The following is a 24,314-nucleotide window of genomic DNA, read 5'->3' on the forward strand; positions in this document are numbered from 1 at the left end:
ACCATGCCACTTCAAATGAATCGGGATGTCTTCATCACCTGTGCCGTCACTGGCTCCGGCTCAACCCAAGACAAATCGCCTCACGTTCCGCGAAGCCCGAAGGAAATCGCGGACAGCGCCATCGATGCAGCCAAGGCGGGTGCTGCAGTCGTTCACTGCCATGTCCGCGATCCGGAGACCGGTGCCCCCTCCCGCCGTCTGGAGCTCTACCGTGAAGTCACGGACCGCATTCGCTCGGCCGACGTTGATGTGGTCCTCAATCTGACAGCGGGAATGGGCGGCGATATCGTTTTTGGTTCAACCGAGGCGCCATTCCCTGTGAACGAGGCCGGCACAGACATGATCGGGGCAAGCGAGCGTATGGCCCACATCGCCGAGTGCCTCCCGGAAATCTGCACTCTTGACTGCGGCACCATGAATTTTGCCGAAGCCGATTATGTCATGACCAACACTCCGGGCATGCTCCGGGCCATGGGCGGCATGATGACCGAGCTCGGCGTTAAGCCGGAAATCGAAGCCTTTGACACCGGACATCTCTGGTTTGCCAAACAGCTGGTCGAAGAAGGCACGTTGACATCCCCGGCCCTCGTTCAGCTGTGCATGGGCGTTCCCTGGGGCGCGCCAAACGATCTCAACACCTTCATGGCGATGGTGAATGCGGTGCCGCAAGACTGGACCTGGTCGGCCTTCAGCCTTGGCCGCGATCAAATGCCGTATGTCGCAGCTTCCGTTCTGGCAGGTGGCAATGTCCGGGTTGGCCTGGAAGATAATCTCTTCCTGGAAAAGGGCGTTCTTGCCACCAATGCCCAGCTTGTCGAAAAGGCGGTCGGCCTCATTGAAGGCATGGGCGCCCGAATAGCTGGCCCAGACGCCGTGCGAGAAACACTGGGTCTGACCAAGAGGGCCCCAAAATGAAGGCGGCAATCATTGGCGGCGGCGTCATCGGCGGCGGTTGGGCCGCCCGGTTTCTGATAAACGGCTGGGATGTCGCCGTTTTTGATCCGGACCCGGACGCGGAACGCAAGATCGGCGAAGTGATCGCCAATGCGCGGCGCAGCCTTCCCGCCCTTTATGACACGGCGCTGCCGGCCGAAGGGACCTTGAGTTTCCACTCCGCGATGGCAGATGCTGTTCGGGACGCAGACTGGATCCAGGAGAGCATTCCAGAGCGGCTGGACCTGAAACACAAGATCCTGGGAGACCTGAGCGCACTGGCGCCGGAAACCGCGGTCATCGGCTCATCAACATCCGGCTTCAAGCCATCGGAGCTGAACGAGAAAGGCGCGCGCGCAATCGTCGCTCACCCGTTCAATCCGGTTTATCTCCTGCCGCTCATTGAGCTGGTTGGAGATGCCAGGACCCGCGAGACGGCTGCGTCCATTCTCCGCTCGATCGGCATGTTCCCATTGATGGTCCGCAAGGAAATCGACGCTCACATCGCCGACCGGTTTCTGGAAGCGGTCTGGCGCGAAGCCTTGTGGCTGGTCAAGGACGGCATTGCCACCACGGAAGAAATCGACGAGGCCATCCGGATGGGTTTTGGCATCCGATGGGCGCAGATGGGCCTGTTCGAGACCTACCGGGTTGCCGGCGGTGAAGCTGGTATGAAGCATTTCATGGCCCAGTTCGGTCCGGCCTTGAAGTGGCCCTGGACAAAACTGATGGACGTCCCGGAGTTCACCGAAGAACTGGTTGACTTGATCGCGGGGCAATCCGATGCGCAATCCGGCCATATGTCGATCCGCGAGCTGGAGCGCCTGCGGGACGACAATCTCGTCGGCATGATGCGGGCGCTCAAAAAGACCGGCAGTGGTGCCGGCGGCGTCATCCATCGCCATGAGGCAGAATTGCCAAAACCTTATGCCACGGATTTGCCAATTACCGCTGACCGGCAAATTCCGGTTAGCTGGACGGACTACAACGGCCATATGAACGAGACCCACTATCTCGAGGCCGGGTCGCTCGCAACAGATCGGTTCATGGAGCTGATCGGTGCGGACGCAGACTATATCGCGTCGGGCAAAAGCTATTTTACCATCGAAACCCATGTCCGCTATCTCAGCGAGCTTCACGCCGGTGACAGGCTGATCATCCGCACCCAGGTGCTTAAGGGTGAAGGCAAGAAGCTGCACCTCTTCCACTTCCTTTACGGGCCGGACGACACGCTTGCAGCAACGGTAGAGACACTGCTTTTGCATGTGGACCTGACGACCCGCGCAAGTTCTCTGCCGGATCAAGCGGTTGCGGAGAAGTTGGGGGCCTACCATCAAGCCCATGCGGCGCTTGGACAGCCAGAGGGAGCGGGACGATCCGTCGGCCAAAAGGCCTGACTTCAACAGTATGTACACCGCACAACTAAAAAACCCGCCTCTTTGGGCGGGTTGATTTGTTGCTTTAGCCTGTGCCGAAATTCACGCTCAAGTACGTTGCTGTCCTTTGTGGTCGCTACAAGCCGGGCAGCCATAGCGCCAGGCCAGGAAACAAGACCAGCAATGCGACAACCAGCAGCGAGCAGCCAATGAATGGGAAAGCCGAGGTGTAAATGTCGCGCATGGTTGTGCCAGGGGGCGCGACCCCCTTCATCACAAACAACAGCAGTCCAAAGGGCGGTGTTGTGAAGCTGATTTCCAGCGACAACAGCATGATGAGGCCAAACCAGATCGGATCGAAACCCAGCGTCAGTGCAAGCGGGAAAAAAATCGGCACGGTCAACAGCATGATGGAGATCTGCTCCATAAACATGCCAAGGATCAAAAGAACTGCAAACATCACGAGCAGCATCGCGATCGGTGCAAGCTCAAAGGATGTTGCCCAGTTGACCAGACCGCGGGACGCTCCGGAAAATGCAAGCAACTGACTGAAGGTAGCCGACCCGAAAACGATCAGATAGGCCATCAGGGTAACCCGAAGCGCACCGGTGATCGATTTGCGCATGGCCTCCCAAGTGAGGCAGCGGAAGATGGCGGCCAGGATCAGAACGCCCAGCGCGCCGAAGGCAGCCGCTTCTGATGGCGTGATGAAACCATTGATCATCAGCGTGATGATAATGACCATCACGCCCACCATCGGAACCACCTCGCGCACCAAGAGCGAGAGTTTGGCACTGAGGGACATCGGCTCCACATCATAGGCCGGCGCAGCGGACGGATCGATTTTCGTCTGAAGCCAAATGGTGGCGATGTAGAAACCAGCCAGGATGAGCCCCGGAATGACCCCTGCAATCAGCAAGGCGCCAACATCAATCTGCGCAAGCGTTGCCAAAAGCACGGCAAGAGCAGATGGCGGGATGATGATGGCCAAACCACCGGTCCCAAGGATCGGACCAATGCTCATATGAGTCTTGTAACCGCGCCGGTTCATCTCAGGGACCATGAGCGAGCCAAGAAGCGCGGTCGATCCCATGGACGAGCCAGAGAGAGTTGAGAACGCTGTCCCGCCCATGACGGTGACATAGCTAAGGCGGCCGGGAAGCCGGCCAAGCAGCTTGTCGATGGCCGTAAACATCCGGTTGCCTAGCCCCGTGTGAAAGAAGATCTCCCCCATCAACAAGAACAATGGAATGGGGACCAGGGCAAACTTCGTCATGGACCCAAGGCCATTGTTGAGCAGCTGGCCAATGCCGCGCTCCCCGCCCATAAAGATCCAGGCTCCCACGATGTTCGCCGCAAGAAACGCCAAGGCGACCGGCATCCCGATCGCCATGAGGGCCACGATCACACCCAGCAAAAGGGCGAGCGCCTCATACCATTCCATTATTCGTGTATCCCTGCTTCGCCGGTATGGAGGGTGTCCGGCCCGGCGACAAAGCGCGAAAACTCTATTACCATCAGCCCGAAGCTGACGGGAAAGGAGATCGTGAGAAGCCAACGGGGGTAATAATAGGCACGCGTGTCATAATCACCGCGCTCGATGTTTTTCAAAAACAGTTCAACGCCTTGCCAGGCCAGAATGAGGCATACAAGGACACATGCGAGCGCAACGCTCCGGCTCACAACGTTCCGGACGGCCGTTGGCAAGATCGACGTAATGAGCTCGATATGCACATGCCCTTTTTCGCGCACCAGCCAGGGCGCGCCCAGCATGGTCATGTAGAGAAGTCCGTATTCGGCTGACGTAAACAGCCAGGCAAACGGCTGCATACCCATATTTCGCATGAGCACAGAGCCGACCACCGATACCATCAGCCACACCAGCGTTGCCCCGGCTGCAATCGCCATTGCATCGATCAAGGCGTTATAGGCTTTCTTAAGTGCTGTCATGAAGACCGCCTGCTCCAGCAAAAAAGAGGGCCCGCGGTCCCCGCGAGCCCATGTTTCAAGCGCTTATTTTGCAGCGTCGAAATCGTAGAACAGTTCGATCAAGCGGTCGTAATTGTCGGTACCGCCAGGCTGTTCTGCCATCAGGCCCTTCATGCGCTCCCAGGTCTTTTCGCGGGCTGCTGCGAGGTAGTTGGCTTTGGCTTCACCTTCCAGAGAGACAGAGATCATGCCGGCAGCATCAAGAGCTGCAAAGTCCTCATCCCGCTTCTTGCGCAGAGCCTCAACACTGTCCTTCTCATGCTGAATGGCGACATCCTGAAGGATTTTCTTGGATTCGTCAGACAGGGAGTTCCACTTCTCCAGGTTCACGATCACACCAAGGTCGGTGGAGAAGAAGCACGGCTCAATCCGGTAGTTCAGGAACTCGTTCCATTTCAGATCAATCAGACCGATCTGGGTCCAGCCGGTTGCATCAACAACGCCCCGCTGCAGGGCAGCATAGACTTCACCGGTCGGCAAATCGATCACTTGTGCGCCGAGGTAGTTGGAGAAAAACGCGTTGTAGACGTTGTTGCCGCGCAGCTTCAGGCCTTCCACTTCAAGATTGCCGTCGGCATCAAAGGTCGGCTCGTCGCGGGTCCAGAGATTGTAGCAGACACCACTGTCGAACCAGCCGAGATATTTCAGGCCCATTTTTTCCTGGTGGATCTGATCAATCAGCTCCGTACCGCCGTTCTGACGGGTCTCAACAGCGGTCAGGTTGGAGCCAACCATCGCGTCTTTTTCCGGCAGGGCACCGCCATAGAAGGAACCCGGCGTGTAAACCATGTCGACAATGCCGTCACGAACAGCATCCGGCTGCTGGAACATGCCGATCGCTTCCGGACCGCCGCGCACATCAATCTGGATCACGCCCTTGCCAGCTTCGTTGACCTTGTCGACGAAGGACAGGAAGCTTTTGGTGTAGATCAGCGTTTCCGGGAACGCATGAACCGCGGAAATCCTGTCTTCCGCATGCGCGGTCGCTGTGAACAATGATGCACTGGCAACCAAGCCAGCTACGAGGATATTTTTCATAGTCTCACTCCACTTTGCGGGACGTCCCTCTGTTGGTCCCTATGTTTTCAAGGCTGGCCCCTCAGCTATTGGCTCCCATTCACTTGAGAGTTCTGGTCTTCCGCGTCGGGCCAAACCCAGGAAGAAGTTGTTCTGCGATCTTGTTTGTGTTTCTCGATCGCGAATTCGTGCTGCAGTGTCAGATCGATGTCGTCCCACCCGTTGACCAGCTTTGTTCGCCAGCTGTTGTCGAGTGAGAATGGGACTTCGGATCCACCGACGATGATGTGTCCGTGCTCCAGATGAATGTGTGCCGAACCACCGCCTTCGTTGAGTTCGCCCGTCAGGCGCTCAAGATCGGCTTCGGAAACGAGCGCTGGCAACAGACCGTTGTTGACCGCATTGCTCGCAAAGATGTCGCCGAAGCTCGGTGCCACAACAGCCCGAAAACCTGCATCCACCAAAGCGTAGACCGCAGCTTCGCGCGAAGAGCCGCTGCCGAAATTCCGGCCCGCGATCAAGACGCTGGCCTGCGGAAACTGATTCAGCGGAAAGTCCGGGCATTCCGATCCGCCCTCCAGACGCCTCAGATCATGAAGGAGGAACTGGCCATACCCCTCTGACCTTGGCGTCGACATGAACCGGGCCGGAATCAACTGATCCGTATCGATGTTGTGAACCGGCAGAGCAACTGCTTGCCCCTGATGTTCCGACCAGCCAGCCATCAGACTGCCCTCCCTTTCAAGAGAGGACGAACATCGGTGATGGTGCCGGTCACAGCGGCGGCTGCGACCATTGCCGGTGACATGAGATGCGTGCGGGCACCGGGGCCTTGGCGCCCGCGAAAGTTCCGGTTTGTCGACGATGCACAGCGCTTGCCCGGCGCAACGATGTCGCCGTTCATGCCGACACACATGGAACAGCCGGACGCAGACCACTCCAGGCCAGCTTCCCGAAAAATCTGGTCCAGACCTTCTTGTTCTGCCTGGTGGCGGACAAGGGCCGAGCCCGGAGAAACCAGTCCGGGCACCTTCGCAGAGCGTCCTGCAAGGACAGCTGCGGCCGCGCGGAGATCTTCGATCCGCCCGTTTGTACATGAACCGAGGAACACCTGATCGACCGGCGTACCTTCGATCGGGCGCCCGGCGGCCAAGCCCATATAGTCCAGCGCGTCGCGCGCAGCCTTTTGCTTTTCGTCTGCCAAACGGGAGGGATCAGGAAGCGTTGCGCTGACCGGTAAGGCTTGCTCAGGGCTCGTGCCCCAAGTGACTGTCGGAGCGATCTCTTCTGCCGCCAGGCTCACATCCTTGGCAAAGATCGCATCCTCGTCCGAGCACAGTTTCTGCCACTTTTCATGAGCTTTCTCAAAAGCTTCGCCGGTTGGCGCGAAGGGCCGTCCCTTGAGATAAGCAAAGGTGGTGTCATCGGGCGCAACCATGCCAAAGCGGCCGCCGCCTTCGATCGAAAGGTTGCAGAGGGTCATCCGCCCTTCCATAGACAGGTCCCGGATGGCGCTTCCGGCATATTCGATCGCGTGTCCCCGTGCGCCGTCGGACCCAAGTTTTGCAATCCAATTGAGTGCAATATCCTTGGCGCTGATGCCCTCGGCCAGTTTTCCGTCGACGACGATGCGCATTGCCGCTGGCTTTTTCTGCCAGACGGTTTGTGTCGCAAGAACATGAGCAACTTCCGTCGCTCCGATGCCAAAGGCGAGTGCACCAAATGCACCGTGGGTCGATGTGTGGCTGTCGCCACAATTGATCAACAAACCTGGCAAGGTCAGGCCCTGCTCCGGTCCCACGACATGCACGATGCCCTGCGCCGGATCCATGAGATCGAACAGACGCAAACCGTGCTGTGTCGCATTCGCGCGCAGTGTTTCAATCATGCGGCGGATTTTGGGATCCGCAATATATTCTCGGTGGCGCGTTGGTGCATAGTGATCAACAACGGCAAAGGTCAATTCGGGTTCAGCGACGGCCGCACCACGCTCGGCCAGTTTGGCGAACGCATGATGGGACCCTTCATGCACAAGGTGCCGGTCCACCCACAAAAGCGATGTCCCGTCTTCACGGGTCAGCACTTCGTGCGACGACCAAAGCTTGTCGAGAAGGGTCGCGGCCGCAGTCATGCACCCTCCTCGGGCGACTTGCCAATCGCCGGTTCCCAATGACGGGCATTGCCATCCCCAACCCGGGTCAGTGGCATCTCAAGCCTGAACATGTCCGGGCGGTAAAGACCGGCCAGATACTCCACACCATTGCCATCAACGTCCTTGACCACGCGGCGCAAGGATAGCAGCGCAGAGCCGACCGCGACTTCGAGAGCGTCGGCAACTTCCGGGCCGGCAAGGGTTGCGGAAACCGACTGATGAGCATCCTTGATCTGGACACCGCCACGCTCCAGCAACTTGAAAAGCGGGGTCGTCGCCAGATCATTTTCCGAGTAATTGCGAGCGATTTCAGCCGGGACATAGGTTGTCAGGTGTGAAAAAGGTGTCTGGTTCGTGCTCCGGACACGGGTTGCGATCTGGACTTGTTCATCGCTCGGCAGCCCGAGAGCGGATGCCACGAAATCCGGCGCGGCATCGTATGAAAAGGACAGAAGGCGCGCCGTCGTGCTTTGACCCATTTCAACAAGTTGCGGCATCAGGGTCGCAAGGTTCATGGCGACCGGTTTGTCCAGCTGACCCGCTGTTGAGACCGTTGTCCCGCTGCCGGCGCGCCGGATGATAAGGCCTGAGGCGGCCAACGCATCAAGCGCCCGGCGTACTGTCACGCGCGATACGCTAAAGACCTCGGAGAGTTTCTGTTCGCCCGGGAGGGTTTGCCCGTCCTGAAATCTGCCATCGGATATTTGATCACGGAGAGACAGGTAGACCTGCCGCGCCTTTGCGCCTTCCGGCAACACCGATTTCGCATGCTTGTTCACGTACGCAAGCCTCCGTGGATAAAGCTCAATGGTATCGCTGGATACTGAAATATCAAGTTGCCGGTCCGATATTTTTTTCATTTTTTGTATTAGATATTTTTTTAAGCTGTATTATGTGTAATACAAATTGCTGTAGGGAGGCAGTATGCCGATTGTCGAATTGCACGTATTGCAAGGCTACGAGCCACAAGAAAAATTGCGGCTTCATGAGGCTCTGACCGATGCCGTACGCCTCGTCGTGCCGGCTCCACCCGAAGCAATTACCGTCCTGATCCATGAATTAAAGGGCGAGGACTACTCCCGCGGCGGCGTTCACCGGCAAGGCGCTCCGGCTTTGCCTGACGCGGGCGATCTTGTCCGGGCGTACTTGAGCGCCATGGAGGCGAGAGACCTGGAGCGTGCGCAATCGATGCTCAGCACAGACTTCGTGATGGAGTTCCCGGGCACCGGTCCACTCCGGACGCTTGACGAGCTAATCGCTTGGGCAAAGCCTCGCTACCGTTTCGTGAAAAAAACCTATGACGGCTTCGATGTCATGCAAAGCCGCGAAGCGGCCACAGTTGTTTATTGCCGCGGCACTCTCTCCGGCGAATGGCCGGATGGAGACAGCTTTGACGGCATTCGTTTCATCGATCGGTTCGAAGTCGTCGCCGGCAAAATTACCCGCCAGGACGTTTGGAACGACATTGCAGAAGTAAAGGCCACCGCATGAGCGAGATCGACCCGATAACCTTATCGGTTCTAGCCGGCCGCATGGAACAGATTGCGGACGAAATGGACGCAACGCTCTTCCGCGCAGCGTTCAATCCCATTATTGCCGAAGCGCATGATGCCAGCCACGGCCTTTATCACGCGGAAACCGGGGACACGCTGGTCCAGGGAAAATCCGGACTTCCGATTTTCGTCGGCGTGATGTCCTTTGCGGTCAAGGCCGTGATCGAAAAAGCCGCCGCCGATGGGGATTTGAAAGACGGCGACATCTTCATCTTCAATGACGCACATATCGGCGGCACGCACCTGTCGGACATGCGGCTGGTCCGTCCTTATTTCCGCGATGGCAAACTGTTTTGCTACCTTGCTTCTGTGGGCCACTGGCATGATGTTGGCGGGGCCGTTCCGGGCAACTACAATCCGGCGGCAACGGAAGTCTTTCAAGAAGCGTTTGTCCTGCCCCCGGTGCGTTTGGCGCGTGGTGGCGTGGTCAATCAGGACATCATCGACATTCTCCTGCGCAACACACGCCTGCCCCAATCGGCCATGGGCGATCTCAATGGCCAGCTGGGCGCCCTCGATCTTGGCGTCAAACGCATGGACGAATTGCTCGATGAATATGGAGCCGCGACCGTAAGCGGCGCTCTGGACGCTCTTGGTCATCGCGCAGAGGCGCTGATGCGCTCTGAGTTGACTGACCTACCGGATGGGCGCTGGGAAGCGGAAGACTTTCTCGACAATGACGGCATTACCGATGAGCCGCTGGCAATCCGCGTCGCGTTGGAAATCAAGGACGATAACCTGACCCTGGATTTCACCGGTTCCGCGCCACAATGCGCCGGCCCGGTCAACATCGCACTGCCGACTACCGTTGCCACGGCCTACGTTGCGATCAAGCACATCTTCCCGGCCTTGCCCGCAAACGCAGGCGTGATGCGCCCAATCACGGTCAATGTGCCGGAAGGATCGTTGTTGTCGGCTGAGTTTCCGGCCCCAACCGGTGGCTATACCGAAACCATTCTCCGCATGATCGATGTGATCTTCTCAGCCTTTGCGAAGGCCGCACCAGACCGGGTTGTCGCGAATGCATATGGCACGATCAACGCCCTGTCGATTGCGGGCAAAAAAAGCGACGGCAAGCCCTGGGTCATGTTCAGCTTTTATGGCGGCGGCCATGGCGGCTCACTGGAAAGCGACGGCCTGAACCATGGCAACGCTCCGATTTCAACGGCGACCATTCCGCCGATGGAAATTCTGGAGGCTGCCTATCCAGTCATGTTCCGCCAGTGGGCCCTGCGACCAGACAGTGCCGGCGCAGGGGCCCATCGCGGTGGCATGGGCGCGATCTACGAGATCGAAGTCCTGGAAGAAAACGGGGCCGAGGCCTTCCTTTTCGGAGAACGTGGCCGGTTTGCGCCAAAAGGCATTGCGGCCGGACACGACGGAGAGCTGAACCAATTCACCTATGAGCAGGATGATGGTTGGAAAACACCTCCCCTCGCCTCAAAAATGCGCGGCATCAAGTTGCGCCAGGGCCAGGCTGTCCGTTTGGAAACACCCGGTGGCGGCGGATACGGCAAGGCAGAAAACCGTCAACCGGGCGACATCGCCCGTGACGTGGCACGCGGTCTGATCAGCTCAGATGCGGCCGACAAGAATTACGGTACGGCTTGGCGGGAGGTGTCCCAATGAGCGGACGGATGATTGGTGTTGATGTCGGCGGAACATTCACGGACGTCTTTGTTCTCAATGAAGCCGATGGCACGGCCGCCGTTGCAAAGGTTCCGACGACCCGCCCGGACCAATCCGGTGGTTTCCTCGATGGCATCGGCAAGCAGGTCGATGACTTGTCAACGATTTCAGTGGTTGTTCATGGCACCACGGCTGGAACCAATGCACTTCTTGAGCGCAAAGGCGCGCCGACCGGGGTGATCTGCACGGAAGGTCTGCGGGACGTTCTGGAGATGCGCCGCCGGGACCGGCCGCGCACCTGGGGACTTCGCGGAGACTTTGAACCGGTTGTCGACCGGCGCAATCGTCTTGAGGTGCCGGAACGAACCCTGGCAGATGGAACCATTCGCACCCCAGTGGATCTTGATGCCGTCCGCGCTGCCGCACAGCAGCTCCAGGCGCAAGGCTGCGAGGCCGTCGCAATCCTTTTCGCCAACGCCTATGCAAATCCGGACAATGAAAAGGCCGCTGTGGCTGCAGTCCGGGAGATCTGGCCGAATGCCCATGTGTCCGCGTCCTCGGAAATCTTGCCCGAAATCCGCGAATTTGAGCGGTTTTCGACAACGGCACTGAACGCTTACCTGCAGCCGGAAGTGTCCGGATATCTTGGCCGCCTGGAACAGGCACTCAAGACAGGCGGGTTCGACGGCGAATTCATGATCGTTCAGTCTAACGGCGGGGTCATGGCTGTTGATACGGCCTGCAAGCTACCGGTGCGCACGGCGCTCTCCGGCCCGGCCGCGGGAGTAATCGCCGCAGGTTACATTGCTTCATCAGCCGGGTTCGACAATGTCATCACCGGAGACATGGGCGGCACCAGTTTTGATGTGTCCCTGATTTCCGACGGGCAATCGATGCTGTCTCCCCAGACCTCGATTGACTTCGGGATGGTGGTCCGCACGCCCATGATCGAGATCACCACGATCGGCGCGGGCGGCGGATCCATTGCCTGGGTCGACAAGGGCGGTCTTTTGAACATTGGGCCGGAAAGCGCAGGTTCCAACCCTGGTCCCGTTGCCTATGGACTTGGAAATGACCGGCCGACTGTCACAGACGCAAACGTTGTTCTTGGCCGTATTGATCCGGAGAGCCCCATCGGAGGAAAGCTGGACCGGCTGGACGTCGAAGCGGCCGCCAAGGCGATCGATATTCATGTCGGAGAGCCCCTTGGCCTCGACACGTTACAGGCGGCAGAGGCCATCATGCGGGTTGCCAATTCCCGTATGGCTGGAGCCATTCGCCTGGTCAGCATTGAGCGCGGCTTTGATCCGAAGAACTTTGCCTTCATGCCTTTTGGCGGTGGCGGAGCGCTTCATGCGGGCGCGATGCTTGCCGAGGTCGGCATCGCCAAGGCCATCGTGCCTCGTTATCCCGGCGTCACCTCGGCCATGGGCTGCGTGATCGCGGATATGCGCCAGGACTTCGTTCAGACCATCAATTCACTGGTTGATGCCCTCGACGAAAATGCGTTGGCGGACCACATGCAGACCCATGTCGATAGCGGCATGGGACTTCTGGATGCTGCACGCACAACCTTCGAAGCCCGCGACATCAGTTTTGAACTGGACATGGCCTATATCGGTCAGACGCACACGGTATCCGTACCGATTTCAGTGACCGTGCGTGACGGCCAGGTGACAGCTCCGAGCAAGGCAGATATCGAAACCGCTTTTGATGCGGCCTACAAATCCGCCTTCGGCCGCCTCCTGAACAACGGCGTGCGCCGGATTTTGAACTTGCGCACCGCTGTCACCGGGAAACGTCCGAAATTCGATCTGAAAACGCTTGCCCCTTCAGCTGGCGGAACTGCGGAACCCAAATCGACCCGCAAGGTGCATTTCGGGGATTCCTGGTACGAGACAGCGATCTACGACCGCCTTTCCCTGCCCGCAGGCACGGTGATCAATGGGCCGGCGATCCTGGTCCAACCGGATACAACCGTTCTGGTTGAGCCCAATCTGCAAGCGCGTGTGGACGCTTTTGGCAACACCATTCTTGAGCCCTTGGAGAGCACGTCATGATTGATCTGAAAACGTGGGATCCAAAGCGAACGGCAATCCTGACCATTGATCTGCAGAACGACTTTCTGCATCCCGAGGGCGCGTATGGCCGTGCCGGGCAATCGGCCGACAGCATCGCGGCGTTGCCAATCCGCATAGCGCCATTGGTGAAGGCCTTACGGGCACGCGGCGGCCACTACATTTCGGCGCAATTCACACTGGTCCCGAATGCTTCCGGCGAGCCTTTGATTTCCCCACACCTGAAAGTCCTGCGGCCCTTCCTCGGCAAAGGCGATTTCGCGCCGGGCAGCTTCGGCCATACGCTGGTCGATGAACTCTTTCCAGCTGATTTCGTCGTTGAAAAAGTCGCCTATTCCGCTTTTTACCAGACACGACTGGAATACATCATGCGCGCTGTTGGCATCGATAAGCTGATCGTTGGCGGGATCGTCACAAACGGAGGTGTCGCGTCCACACTGCGCGACGCTCATCTGCGCGATATCGAGACCGTGCTTTTGACGGACGGCTCTGCTGCCTTCAAGAACGATGTGCACGAGGCAACCTTGCTGTCTCTGGCGACCGTGACCCATCAGATGGCATGTTCCGACCTGCTAGACACCATGACAACCGATTGGCCGGAGGTGGCGGCATGAGCCTTAAGAAACGCCTGCAGCAGAACGAGATTGTTATCGCCCCTGGTGTTTATGACGGCCTCACGGCTTCGCTTGCCGAAGCCGCCGGGTTCGAAGCCCTTTATTTGAGCGGTGCCGCTGTCGCCTACACCCGTTTGGGCCGCCCGGACATCGGCCTCTCCTCCTTTACGGAGATGGCGGACACGATGGCGCTTATTGCCGATCGGACCGACCTACCGGTGATTATCGATGCCGATACCGGGTTCGGGAACGCGCTGAACGCTCAAAGAACCATGCGGCTTTATGAGCGCGCCGGGGCAACTGCGCTCCAGGTCGAAGACCAGACCTATCCGAAGCGCTGCGGGCATCTTGCCGACAAATCCCTGATCTCTGCTGCTGAGATGGCTGGGAAGGTTCAGGCCATGGCGGACGCACGAGCCTCAGAGGAAACCCTGATTATTGCCCGGACGGACGCCATTGCGGTGGAGGGATTTCAAGCGGCCATCGACCGAGCTGGAGCCTATCTGGAAGCAGGCGCAGACATTCTCTTCATCGAAGCGCCCCAATCGCGCGAACAACTGACCGAAGTCGCAACCCAATTCGCAGGCCGGGTGCCGCTTCTGGCAAACATGGTGGAAGGCGGCGCAACGCCCATTTCCGGCGCTTCCGATCTGGAAGCCCAAGGCTTTTCCATCGTAATTTTCCCAGGCGGCATCGTGCGGGCCTTGGCCAAGACTGCACAAGAGTACTACGCCAGCCTACGTGCAAATGGCAGCAACCGGCCGTTCAAAGACCGGATGTTCGATTTCGACGGCCTGAATGGCGTGATCGGAACCGCGGATATGCTGGCGAAGGGTTCAAGTTATGACCCAAGTGACCGTTGAGGTTTCACCGGCGCCGGCCGCGTTTGATCTGGACTGTGAGACCCTGATCATTGGGGCCGGTGCAGCCGGTCTCGTAGCGGCACTTTCCGCTCAAGAGGCCGGGCAATCCGTTCTTCTGGTGGAGGCGGATCCCATCCCGCGCGGATCCACGGCGCTCTCCGCAGGGCTCATACCGGCTGCTGGAACCAGTATTCAAAAGGCAGCGGGTGTCGCAGACAGCGCAGACCTTTTTGCACAAGACATTCAAGCTAAGGCAAAGCAGGAAAATGATCCGGCGCTGGTAGATCTCCTGACCCAACAGTCTGGCCCGGCCATAGACTGGCTGAGTGAAACGCACGGCCTGCCGTTTTCGGTCATAACCAACTTCGATTACCCCGGTCATTCCCGGCACAGAATGCATGGCCTCCCCACCCGGTCCGGCATTGAACTCATCGACAGCCTGCGCTCAACTTGCGAGACCCGAGGCATCGACATCATCTGTGAACGGCGCGCGGTGCAGCTTCATACGGATCAGGGTCGGATTACCGGTGTGACCGTTCAGCGCCCCGATGGCGGACTGGAGACCATCGGATGTGAAAAGCTGATCCTGGCCTGCAATGGTTTCGGCGGAAACCGCGATCTTGTCAGCCAGTTCATGCCGGACATTGCCGACGGCCTTTGGTTTGGCCACGACGGCAATCGCGGGGAAGCCATCGTCTGGGGAAAAGACATCGGCGCGGATATGGCGCATCTTGGCGCCTACCAGGGCCACGGCAACGTTGCGCATCCGCACGGGATCCTGATCACATGGGCGGTGATCACAAGCGGCGGCGTCCAGGTGAACCGGGAAGCGGAGCGCTTCTGGGATGAATCTCAAGGTTACTCGGAAGCTGCCCGTGCGGTGCTGGCCCAACCAGGCGGGGAAGCCTTTACGATTTTTGACGGCCGGATTGCGAAGATCGCCCGCCAGTTTGAGGACTTCAAGAACGCCGAAGCGGCAGGCGCGATCAAGGTCAGCGAGACGCTCGAAGGCCTTGCAGACCAGCTCGGCCTCCCGGTGGGAAATCTGACCGCTACAATCTCAAGCCTGCCAATGAATGAGACAGACCGCTTTGGCCGCAAGTTTGGCGACACACAGCTAGCCCCGCCCTATTTCGGTGTCCGGGTAACGGGCGCCCTGTTTCATACACAGGGCGGCCTGCGAACCGACGAATATGCACGTGTCCTAAAGACAGACGGAACACCGATACCCAATCTTCATGCTTGCGGCGGCGCAGCGTGCGGCGTTTCGGGCCGCGGTGACAGCGGGTATCTGTCCGGCAACGGCCTCTTGAGTGCTGTTGTCCTCGGTCGGCTCGCCGGACAGGCGCCACTCGCATAAGGCCGGTTTCGCAATTCAGATACGGGCCGTCCAAGCGGCACTGGCGGAGACTACCATCCGCTCCATATAGCTGTCGTAACTGCTCTTCGGCTGATCCGGCGAATGACATGTACGTAGGAACCGGCAGACACCAGAAATGGAGTTGGGACAACCCAGCTGATAATGGAGGCACAGAGACAAACATGCTCGGCTTGACCGGACCGGAAATTGGTCATTTGCTGTTGTCACTGGTCTTTGTTCTTATCGCCTTTGCCGCTTGGCGGAGTGTGAGCAAGGACAAGTAGACGTCGAAAGGCGGTCAAGATCCGCAGGACCTGTGATCGGACGAAACTTGCATGATTTGTTACATCACCAAGACGAGCTGGTCCGGAACCATCCTTTCTGTCCTTGCATGCTTTCTGCTTGGCAGTCCGGAGACCAAAGCCGAAGAACTGTCCGGTCAGCCCGCGAAGACAGTTTTGAAACGCGCGATATCATCCGTCTGTGCTGACACGCCTCCAACCGGTTTTTCAATTCAAAATGCAATTCCGCAAAGCTGGCTGCTCAACGAAACGAGTCTCCCAGCTTCAGGCCCGCCGGCTCGGCAAGACATCCGCCTCGTCTTGCCTGGAGGTGATGAGCTCACCGTTGAAACCCGGCTCGCAGGAGGATCTCCTCGCCAAATCAGAGCCACCTACTATCGGAACGAGGACAATGCGCTTCTTCCCAGCCTTCTTGCGATAGCAGATGGCAGCTGCGTGGTGCGATCCGCCCGCAAGATCCGCTTCGAAGATGAGCCGTGGGTTCTGATGGATCAGCTCGAGGGCGACATGGAAACCCTTCGCTGGACTGAGACTCTTCAAGCCCCATGGCCTGATGGCACAGATCCCGGCGGCGCACGGGTGGCTTTTGTTGATTCCGGACTTGCCTATGACCTCCCCCTGTTTCGTGATCTGCTGGCGCGGGACGATGGCGGCGCTCCGATAGGATACGACTTTTGGGATATGGACCCCTGGCCTTATGATGGCGACACCTCCAGGGGTGCGTTTCTCCCGGTGCGCCACGGCACAGCGGTCGCCTCCGTATTCTCCCGCGAAGCCCCAAATGCGGCTCTGGTACCATTCCGTTATCCGCGCCCGGATATGAGCCGGATGGCCGATATTGTTGCCCGTACACTCGACGACGATATCCGGATCCTCGCGATGCCACTCGGAAGCAATTCAGAGAAAGACTGGACGGACTTCGCCGAAGCACTCAAAGACCAGAACATCTTGGCCATCGTGTCAGCTGGCAACAATGGCCGCGATATCGACGCACAACCGGTCTATCCCGCGGCGCTCGATCTGGACAACATTCTGACGGTCACCTCGGCGGATGGCTTTGGCCGATTGGCGCCGGGGTCAAACTGGGGCAGAGCCAGCGTCGACCTGATGGTCCCTGCGGAAAACATCGCGGTGACCGATTTCCGCGGAGCTGCTGGCGTCACATCCGGCTCCAGCTATGCCGTCCCGCGCCTTGCCGCACTTGCCGCTCGGCTTCTGGAAAGGGACCCAGCCCTGACCGCACTGGAGATTAAGGAGTTGATCACCGCCCGTGCCGTCGCCTCTCCCTTTGAAACGGAGAGCCGTGTAGCTGTCGGCTGGATCCCGGATCCGGACAAGGATTGATTTTCCTCGGCGATAACCTGCACTCGCTACATACCGATCAGGTGGATACTCAATAAAGGTTTGCGCTAGTGAAATGGCTTTGGGCTCAGAGACTGCCGCTTTTTTCTGCAGTTGCGGTCAGTTGGCAGCTGGCTCCAGTCCTTGTGCAAAGCAATTTATCTCTGCCATAGTACAGGTCACCTCCCGCGCGACACGAGCACTCCATGGCCATTCATGCAAGTCTTTATCACCTAACCCACTATGCCTATGACCGGCCGGTGACACTTTCACCGCAGATTGTCAGGCTGAGACCGGCACCGCACAGCCGGACGCGGGTGATTTCGCACAGCCTGAAGGTTTCTCCGGGTGGCCATTTCGTCAATCATCAGCAAGACCCATACGGCAACTGGCTCGCCCGTTTCGTGTTCCCGGAACCGGTTCGGGAGTTCAAAATCGAAGTTGATCTTGTTGCAGACATGACCGTCTACAATCCGTTCGATTTTTTTGTTGAAGATCGCGCCGAGCATTGGCCATTCGAGTACGATGCGGACCTAAAAGACGATCTGGTCATCTACAGGACGCCGGAGGCAGAAGGGCCGAAACTTGCAAAATTTATTGGGTCGATCGGTCTGGACGAAACCCGCACGGTCGACTTTCTTGTTGGCCTCAATCACAGGGTCTCGGAGGAAATCGACTATACAATCCGTTTGGAGCCTGGCGTTCAAACGCCTGAGGAGACCCTCACCAAAGGGTCCGGATCATGCCGGGATTCAAGCTGGCTGCTTGTTCAGGTGCTCAGGCATCTCGGATTTGCCGCACGGTTCGTCTCCGGCTACCTGATCCAGTTGAAACCGGATCTGAAGGCTCTGGATGGTCCTTCCGGCACAGACCATGACTTCACGGATCTCCACGCCTGGGTGGAGGTGTATATACCCGGCGCAGGATGGATCGGTCTTGATCCGACATCCGGCCTTTTGACCGGTGAGAGCCATATCCCGCTGGCGGCAACACCCCATTACAAGAACGCGGCTCCGATTTCCGGGTCGGCCACATTTGCGGAAACCGACTTCAAGTTCGACATGAACATCGCTCGTGTTTCCGAGCATCCGAGGATCACAAAACCCTTTTCCGATGATGCTTGGGAACGGCTTCTTCAAACCGGACGAAAAGTCGATGAGGCTCTGACAGCCGGAGACGTGCGGCTCACAATGGGCGGAGAGCCGACCTTTGTCTCGATTGATGACTTTGAAAGTTCAGAGTGGAACACCGCCGCCGTCGGACCGACAAAACGGGGGTTGGCCGATCAGTTGATCCGCCGCTTGCGCGAACGGTTCGCGCCCGGCGGGGTCCTGCACTACGGGCAGGGGAAATGGTATCCAGGAGAGACCCTGCCACGCTGGACGTTTTCGCTGTTTTGGCGGACAGACGGCACGCAGATCTGGAAAAACCCGGACCTGATCGCGCTTGAGGGCAGCAAGCCCGTCGAAGATCCAGCCAAAGCAGGAGTGCTCCTTGAAGCGATTGCCGAACATCTCGACCTGCCGAAGGAGCATGTCCAACCTGTCTTCGAAGATCCAGCCGAATGGATCGTGAAGGAAGCAAACCTTCCGGAGAATCTGTCGCCACAGAATCCAAAACTAAAAGATGCCGAAGAGCGGGCCCGGTTTGCACGCGTCTTTGGTCGTGGCCTTGAAACCGCGGTCGGATACGTGCTGCCGGTCCAGAGTTGGCAGAGCAAAAGCACAGGGCCAAAATGGCGGTCTGAACGCTGGCGGTCGCGCCGGGGCCACCTGTTCCTCGTTCCAGGCGACAGCCCTGCCGGTTTCCGGTTGCCGCTTGGATCCCTGCCCTATATTCGGCCTGTCGATTATCCCTACACGTACACGGCGGACCCTTCCCTGCAAACTGCTGCCCTGCCGGACTATCAGGATGAGCTCACGCAGAAGCGCCGGCGTGCCATTCAGGAAGAAATTGACCGGCTCGCCGCAGAGGAGAAGGAAAAAGCTGAGCTTTTGCCGGAGACAAGTGCTGAGCATTCCCAACCGGTACAGACACAACGGAAAACCGGGGAAGTTCAAACTGTTGTCCCGCAAGGAGGGGTCGATCCATCAGATGGATCCGTTCGGACGGCACTTGCGATCGAACTGCGCGAGGGTCGGCTGTGCATCTTTATGCCACCTGTCGAACGTCTTGAAGAGTATCTCGAGCTTCTCGCCGCTGCAGAGCTGAGTGCAGAACAGCTCGGCCTCAAGGTTCATATCGAAGGATATGGACCACCGAATGACCCAAGGCTCAACGTTGTCCGGGTCGCTCCGGACCCCGGCGTTCTGGAGGTCAACATTCATCCCGCTGCAAGCTGGGACGATTGCGTCGCGACGACGGAAGCGATCTACGAAGAGGCCCGGCAATGCCGCTTGGGGGCGGACAAGTTCATGATTGATGGCCGGCACACGGGCACCGGCGGCGGAAATCATGTTGTCGTCGGCGGTGCGACGCTGGAAGACAGTCCGTTCTTGCGGCGCCCGGACCTCCTCAAGTCACTGATCTTGCTTTGGCAGCGTCACCCGTCATTATCGTACCTGTTTTCCGGCCTGTTTATCGGCCCCACCAGCCAGGCTCCACGGATCGACGAGGCCCGCCACGATACTCTTTACGAGCTGGAAATCGCTTTGTCCCAGATTGCCGGACCGGGCACTGGAGATTACACGCCGCCCTGGCTTGTTGACCGCCTGCTCCGGAACATGATGACGGATGTCACCGGCAACACCCACCGTGCAGAAATCTGTATCGACAAGCTCTATTCCCCGGATGGCCCAACCGGCCGTTTAGGACTTGTAGAGTTCCGGGGCTTCGAAATGCCGCCGCACCCGCGCATGAACCTTGCACAGCAGCTGCTCTTGCGCGCCATCATTGCACGGTGCTGGGCGAAACCGGTGACGGGCCAGCCGGTGCGCTGGGGCACGGTTCTTCATGATCGATACATGCTCCCGCATTTTGTCTGGCGGGATTTCCTCTCCGTTCTTGCGGATTTGAAAGACCATGGTTTCGAACTCGATCCTGCCTGGTATGAAGCCCAAGCCGAGTTCCGCTTCCCGTTCTGTGGTGCGGTCGATGTCGAAGGCGTTCATCTGGAGATCCGGCAGGCCCTGGAACCGTGGCATGTCCTTGGCGAGACCGGGGCAATTGGCGGAACGGTCCGGTATACCGACAGCTCGGTGGAGCGCCTTCAAGTGCAGATGACGACCGCCTTCAAGGACCGGTATGCCATCATGTGCAACCAGCGCCCCATACCGATGACCGAAACCGGTACGGCGGGAACCAATGTTGGCGGTGTCCGTTTCAAAGCCTGGCAACCGGCCGAAGCCTTGCACCCCGTTCTGCCAGTCAACGCCCCCTTGACCTTCGACATCTATGACCGGTGGTCATCGCGGCCGGTCGGCGGATGTGTCTATCATGTGGCGCATCCAGGCGGCCGAAACTACGACACGTTTCCCGTCAATGGCAACGAAGCGGAAGCCCGCCGGCTTGCCCGGTTCGAAGGGTTTGGCCATTCCTCCGGACAGTACGCACCTTTATGGGAAGCGCCGCATCCGGAGTTCCCAATGACGCTGGATCTGCGGCGGCAAGGCGGGTTGATATGACCACGCCCGCACAAGAAACCCTTTCGGCAACAAATCCCTTGTTGCGGGATTATGCCCTCCAGTCCGGTATCGCTGACGAGCTGCTTGACCCCAATGGCGTGATGCGCCCGGTTTGGGGGCCATTCATTGAGCAACTGTCGCAACTGTCGCAGCCGGAGATCACGGCCTGTTTCGCTCGCGGAGATCAATACCTGCGGGATGCCGGAGTGTTTTTCCGCCAATACAGCACTGACCCTCACCAAGAACGCGACTGGCCCCTGAGCCATATTCCGGTGATCCTGCATGAAAGAGAATGGGCAGAGATCTGTGAAGGGCTGACGCAACGCGCTGAGCTCTTGGAGCGGGTGGTGGCCGATCTTTATGGTGACGCAGCCCTGGTTCGCGACGGCCATTTGCCTGCAGAGCTTGTCGCACAAAACCCGGAATGGCACCGGCCGCTCGTCGGATTGACACCGGCTTCAGGCCACCATCTCCATTTTCTGGCGTTCGAAATCGGCCGCAGCCCGGACGGCTCCTGGCTGGTGCTGGGCGATAGAACACAAGCCCCATCCGGCGCTGGTTTTGCGCTGGAAAACCGGATGGCGACTGTACGGGTGTTTCCCGAACCGTTTCCTCAGTCCAGAGTACAGCGGTTGGCGGGTTTTTTCCGCGCCTTTCGCGATGCCATGGATGACTTGCCTTCGACTGAGGGGGGGCGCACTGCGATCCTGACGCCGGGCCCGGGCAACGATACTTACTTTGAACACACCTACATTGCGCGTTATCTCGGACTGACACTTCTGGAGGGTGCAGATCTTCTTGTCCAGGACGGCACGGTTCAAATGCGGACAGTGTCCGGCCCCAAACCGGTCAGTGTTCTGTGGCGGCGGCTGGATGCGTCATACGCGGATCCGTTGGAACTTGATGAGACATCTCACCTTGGAACACCTGGACTAGTGGATGCGGTTCGCCACTCGAATGTGAATCTGGTCAACAGCCTCGGCTCCGGGATTCTTGAAACCAGAGCCTTGATGGCGTTCCTGCCGCAGATCGCCGATGTGGTATTGGGTGAACATCTCAAAATCCCAAATCTGGCAACGTGGTGGTGCGGACAAGCCGCCGAGCGGGACTATGTGAAAGCCAACGCAGAAGACTTGTTCGTCGGGGAAGCCTTCAGCAGAGCCCTTCCCTTCGATATCGGCCGGACAGATGGTCCAAGACACGACCCAGCTCTGCAAACGCCCGAGGCCCTCTCAACCTGGATAGACACCGGCGCCGGCCAGCTTGTCGGACAAGAGGCCGTGACCCTATCGACCACACCTGTTTGGGATGGCGACGGGCTTGTCCCCCGCCCCATGAGCATCCGTGTCTTTGCTGCCCGTACGGCCGAAGGGTGGGTATTTCTACCTGGAGGCTATGCCCGTATCGGCCGCAGCGGCGATGCCACAGCCCTCTCCATGCAACGAGGCGGGTCTGTCGCAGACGTCTGGGTCATGAGAGACAGCGCTGTCCGGCAGGAGACGCTTTTCGATGCCAAAAACTTCCGGCGTCAAGGGCCGAGCGTCCTGCCCAGCAGGGCAGCAGACAATCTCTTTTGGCTCGGGCGCTACATAGAAAGAGCTGAAGGCGTGATCCGACTGCTGCGCGGCTATCATCTGCGGCTTGCTGAGGCAGGATATGACCAAGATCCGCGACTTGTTCAAATCGCAGAACAGCTTCGACTGCTGTCGCTCGATCCTGATGAGGCCGTCATCACCGCTCTGAACCCACCCTTGAGCGCTGCCCGGGTGTCTGCGGGCAAAGTCCGCGACCGGTTTTCCATAGATGGTTGGGCGGCCCTCGCCGATCTCACCAACAGTTTGAAAGATCTGACCCCGGACCTTGCCCGTGGAGACGACACAGCGAGAGCACTTGGCATTCTTTTAAGGAAGATCACCGGCTTCAAAGGCCTTGTGCATGAAAATATGCACCGGACCTCCGGTTGGCGGTTCCTGACGCTCGGCCGGGCGATAGAACGCGCAGATGGGGCGGCCGGCGTGTTGATGGCATTTGCGGGAGATGATGCAGGACCCGGTTTCCCGGATGTTGCCCTTGAGTATGCAGACAGCGTGATCACCCATCAGCGCCGGTATCGTATTGACCCAACAAACGAAACCGTCACCGACCTCTTGGCTCTCGATGCTAGCAATCCCCGCGCAATACTCTTTCAGGTCACAGCCATGCGGCGGATTGCAGAGGACCTGCCGAATGCAAGGATTAGCGGCCGCGTGTCGCCCGTCCTCAGGGCCTTGCTGCCACTGGAAGCGCAGCTGTCTGTCGCCTCACCGCCGGAAATGAACGCTCGACGCCTTGAGCGCGTTCGCATACGTCTGTCCGAAGTCTCGGACCGTTTGACAACCAATTATCTGATCTAGGATCGGAACAAAACCTGATGCGCTACGAAATTCGCCTGACTGTCGGATATGATTATGGTGCGCCATCTGAACACGCCCGAACTCTTGTCCGGCTTTTGCCCTCCGACGTCCCGGGCAAACAGACCGTCCCCTCCAGATTGCTGACTATTGAGCCCAAGCCTCAGGAACGACACGATACCCGTGATTTCTTCGGCAATGTCATGACTGTCCTGGTGTTTCATGAGCCGATCGACAAGATCGAAGTGTCTCTCAAGGCTACTGTAGAACGGCTCCAACCTGCTGCCAGTCTTGATTTTTCACCGGATCTCCAAACCCTTGAACAGGAGGTTTTGGCGAACCGGAACCTAACCGCCGTCGCCCCAGCGCACTATACGGGTATCTCTCCAAGAGTTCCGGCGGATCCAGCTATAACGGCATTTGCCAAATCTCATGCAAGCACTGGACTTTCCACCATGAGCATCGTGAAAGCCATTGGCAAAGCGTTGCACGAAGAAATGCGCTTTGATCCGGAGGCAACCGAAGTGTCCACACCACCTGCAGAGGCGTTTTCACAACGCCATGGTGTGTGTCAGGACTTTTCCCATATCATGATTTCAGGCTTGCGATCGCTTGGTATTCCGGCCGGATATGTGTCCGGCTTCTTGAGGACATTGCCCCCGAAAGGTCAGCCGCGCCTCGAGGGCGCCGATGCCATGCATGCCTGGGTTTGTGCATGGTGTGGTATAGAGACCGGTTGGATTGAATACGATCCAACGAACGCCTGCTTTGCAGGTTCGGACCATATCGTCGTTGCTTATGGGCGCGACTATTCGGATGTCGCCCCCGTCAAAGGCGTTTTGCGATCTTCCGGCGACCAAAGCAGCTTTCACGCTGTAGACGTTCGGCCACTATGATTGATTTTAGGTCTTGAACCGAAGCTAGGCTTTGATTCGAGTAGTTTTGTTTTATGATTAGACTTTGGCACATTTACCCTATTGTTTGAGCGGATTGGCGTTTTGGCCTCTGCGAGGAGTTCGGTGCGCCGACCAGGACGCGCATATCCCCGCGAGAGCGAGGTTTTGTTTATTTTGTTGGGATTTGGTTGCGGGAGC

General features: G+C 58.4%; 18 protein-coding genes. 12 read left to right on the top strand and 6 right to left on the bottom strand.

Annotated elements, in window-relative coordinates:
- Nucleotides 1-3: 3 nt before the first annotated feature.
- Both bcoG and ACVDG4_RS23825 read left to right on the top strand, forming a co-directional pair.
- A complete protein-coding gene (gene bcoG, locus ACVDG4_RS23820; RefSeq protein ID WP_447236932.1) occupies nt 4-915 on the top strand; it encodes a 3-dehydrocarnitine:acetyl-CoA trimethylamine transferase BcoG in 912 nt (303 codons plus the stop codon).
- Nucleotides 912-2,330 carry a carnitine 3-dehydrogenase gene (locus ACVDG4_RS23825; protein WP_447236933.1) on the top strand — a complete coding sequence of 473 codons (1,419 nt, stop codon included), beginning with the start codon at nt 912-914 and terminating at the stop codon, nt 2,328-2,330. Before bcoG ends, ACVDG4_RS23825 begins: the two co-directional genes overlap by 4 nt.
- A gap of 115 nt (nt 2,331-2,445) precedes the next feature.
- Here ACVDG4_RS23825 and ACVDG4_RS23830 read toward each other — a convergent pair whose 3' ends face one another.
- The 6 genes from ACVDG4_RS23830 to ACVDG4_RS23855 form a co-directional block, all read right to left on the bottom strand.
- Nucleotides 2,446-3,753: a TRAP transporter large permease gene (locus tag ACVDG4_RS23830; RefSeq protein WP_447236934.1), complete on the bottom strand. Its 1,308-nt coding sequence runs from the start codon at nt 3,751-3,753 to the stop codon at nt 2,446-2,448.
- Entirely contained in the window at nt 3,753-4,259 is a 507-nt protein-coding gene (locus ACVDG4_RS23835) for a TRAP transporter small permease (RefSeq protein WP_447236935.1), read from the bottom strand. Before ACVDG4_RS23835 ends, ACVDG4_RS23830 begins: the two co-directional genes overlap by 1 nt.
- 63 nt (nt 4,260-4,322) lie before the next feature.
- Nucleotides 4,323-5,336, bottom strand: a complete 1,014-nt coding sequence (gene dctP, locus ACVDG4_RS23840) for a TRAP transporter substrate-binding protein DctP (RefSeq protein ID WP_306150420.1) — start codon at nt 5,334-5,336, stop codon at nt 4,323-4,325.
- 65 nt (nt 5,337-5,401) lie between these two features.
- Nucleotides 5,402-6,040, bottom strand: coding sequence for a 3-isopropylmalate dehydratase small subunit (gene leuD, locus ACVDG4_RS23845; protein ID WP_447236936.1), 639 nt, complete (start codon nt 6,038-6,040; stop codon nt 5,402-5,404).
- Nucleotides 6,040-7,446, bottom strand: a complete 1,407-nt coding sequence (leuC, locus tag ACVDG4_RS23850) for a 3-isopropylmalate dehydratase large subunit (RefSeq protein ID WP_447236937.1) — start codon at nt 7,444-7,446, stop codon at nt 6,040-6,042. Before leuC ends, leuD begins: the two co-directional genes overlap by 1 nt.
- Nucleotides 7,443-8,246, bottom strand: a complete 804-nt coding sequence (locus ACVDG4_RS23855; protein ID WP_447236938.1) for a GntR family transcriptional regulator — start codon at nt 8,244-8,246, stop codon at nt 7,443-7,445. Before ACVDG4_RS23855 ends, leuC begins: the two co-directional genes overlap by 4 nt.
- A 145-nt stretch (nt 8,247-8,391) precedes the next feature.
- Between ACVDG4_RS23855 and ACVDG4_RS23860 the strand changes: the two genes are divergently transcribed.
- The 10 genes from ACVDG4_RS23860 (at nt 8,392) to ACVDG4_RS23905 (ending at nt 24,116) form a co-directional block, all read left to right on the top strand.
- Complete coding sequence (locus ACVDG4_RS23860; protein WP_447236939.1) at nt 8,392-8,958, top strand: nuclear transport factor 2 family protein; 567 nt, start codon at nt 8,392-8,394, stop codon at nt 8,956-8,958.
- Complete coding sequence (locus ACVDG4_RS23865; RefSeq protein ID WP_447236940.1) at nt 8,955-10,649, top strand: hydantoinase B/oxoprolinase family protein; 1,695 nt, start codon at nt 8,955-8,957, stop codon at nt 10,647-10,649. The genes ACVDG4_RS23860 and ACVDG4_RS23865 overlap by 4 nt, the downstream gene beginning before the upstream one ends.
- Nucleotides 10,646-12,709, top strand: coding sequence for a hydantoinase/oxoprolinase family protein (locus tag ACVDG4_RS23870; RefSeq protein ID WP_447236941.1), 2,064 nt, complete (start codon nt 10,646-10,648; stop codon nt 12,707-12,709). The genes ACVDG4_RS23865 and ACVDG4_RS23870 overlap by 4 nt, the downstream gene beginning before the upstream one ends.
- Nucleotides 12,706-13,341: a cysteine hydrolase family protein gene (locus tag ACVDG4_RS23875; protein ID WP_447236942.1), complete on the top strand. Its 636-nt coding sequence runs from the start codon at nt 12,706-12,708 to the stop codon at nt 13,339-13,341. The genes ACVDG4_RS23870 and ACVDG4_RS23875 overlap by 4 nt, the downstream gene beginning before the upstream one ends.
- Nucleotides 13,338-14,204: an isocitrate lyase/PEP mutase family protein gene (locus ACVDG4_RS23880; protein WP_447236943.1), complete on the top strand. Its 867-nt coding sequence runs from the start codon at nt 13,338-13,340 to the stop codon at nt 14,202-14,204. Before ACVDG4_RS23875 ends, ACVDG4_RS23880 begins: the two co-directional genes overlap by 4 nt.
- Nucleotides 14,185-15,564 (top strand): FAD-dependent oxidoreductase, encoded by a 1,380-nt coding sequence (locus tag ACVDG4_RS23885; protein WP_447236944.1) that lies wholly within the window; start codon nt 14,185-14,187, stop codon nt 15,562-15,564. The genes ACVDG4_RS23880 and ACVDG4_RS23885 overlap by 20 nt, the downstream gene beginning before the upstream one ends.
- 335 nt (nt 15,565-15,899) lie before the next feature.
- Nucleotides 15,900-17,210, top strand: a complete 1,311-nt coding sequence (locus tag ACVDG4_RS23890) for a S8 family serine peptidase (protein WP_447236945.1) — start codon at nt 15,900-15,902, stop codon at nt 17,208-17,210.
- Nucleotides 17,211-17,413: 203 nt separating this feature from the next.
- Entirely contained in the window at nt 17,414-20,830 is a 3,417-nt protein-coding gene (locus tag ACVDG4_RS23895) for a transglutaminase family protein (RefSeq protein ID WP_447236946.1), read from the top strand.
- Nucleotides 20,827-23,223, top strand: coding sequence for a circularly permuted type 2 ATP-grasp protein (locus ACVDG4_RS23900; protein WP_447236947.1), 2,397 nt, complete (start codon nt 20,827-20,829; stop codon nt 23,221-23,223). Before ACVDG4_RS23895 ends, ACVDG4_RS23900 begins: the two co-directional genes overlap by 4 nt.
- Before the next feature lie 17 nt (nt 23,224-23,240).
- Nucleotides 23,241-24,116 carry a transglutaminase family protein gene (locus tag ACVDG4_RS23905; protein WP_447236948.1) on the top strand — a complete coding sequence of 292 codons (876 nt, stop codon included), beginning with the start codon at nt 23,241-23,243 and terminating at the stop codon, nt 24,114-24,116.
- Nucleotides 24,117-24,314: the final 198 nt, after the last annotated feature.

Source organism: Roseibium sp. MB-4 (assembly GCF_053005265.1).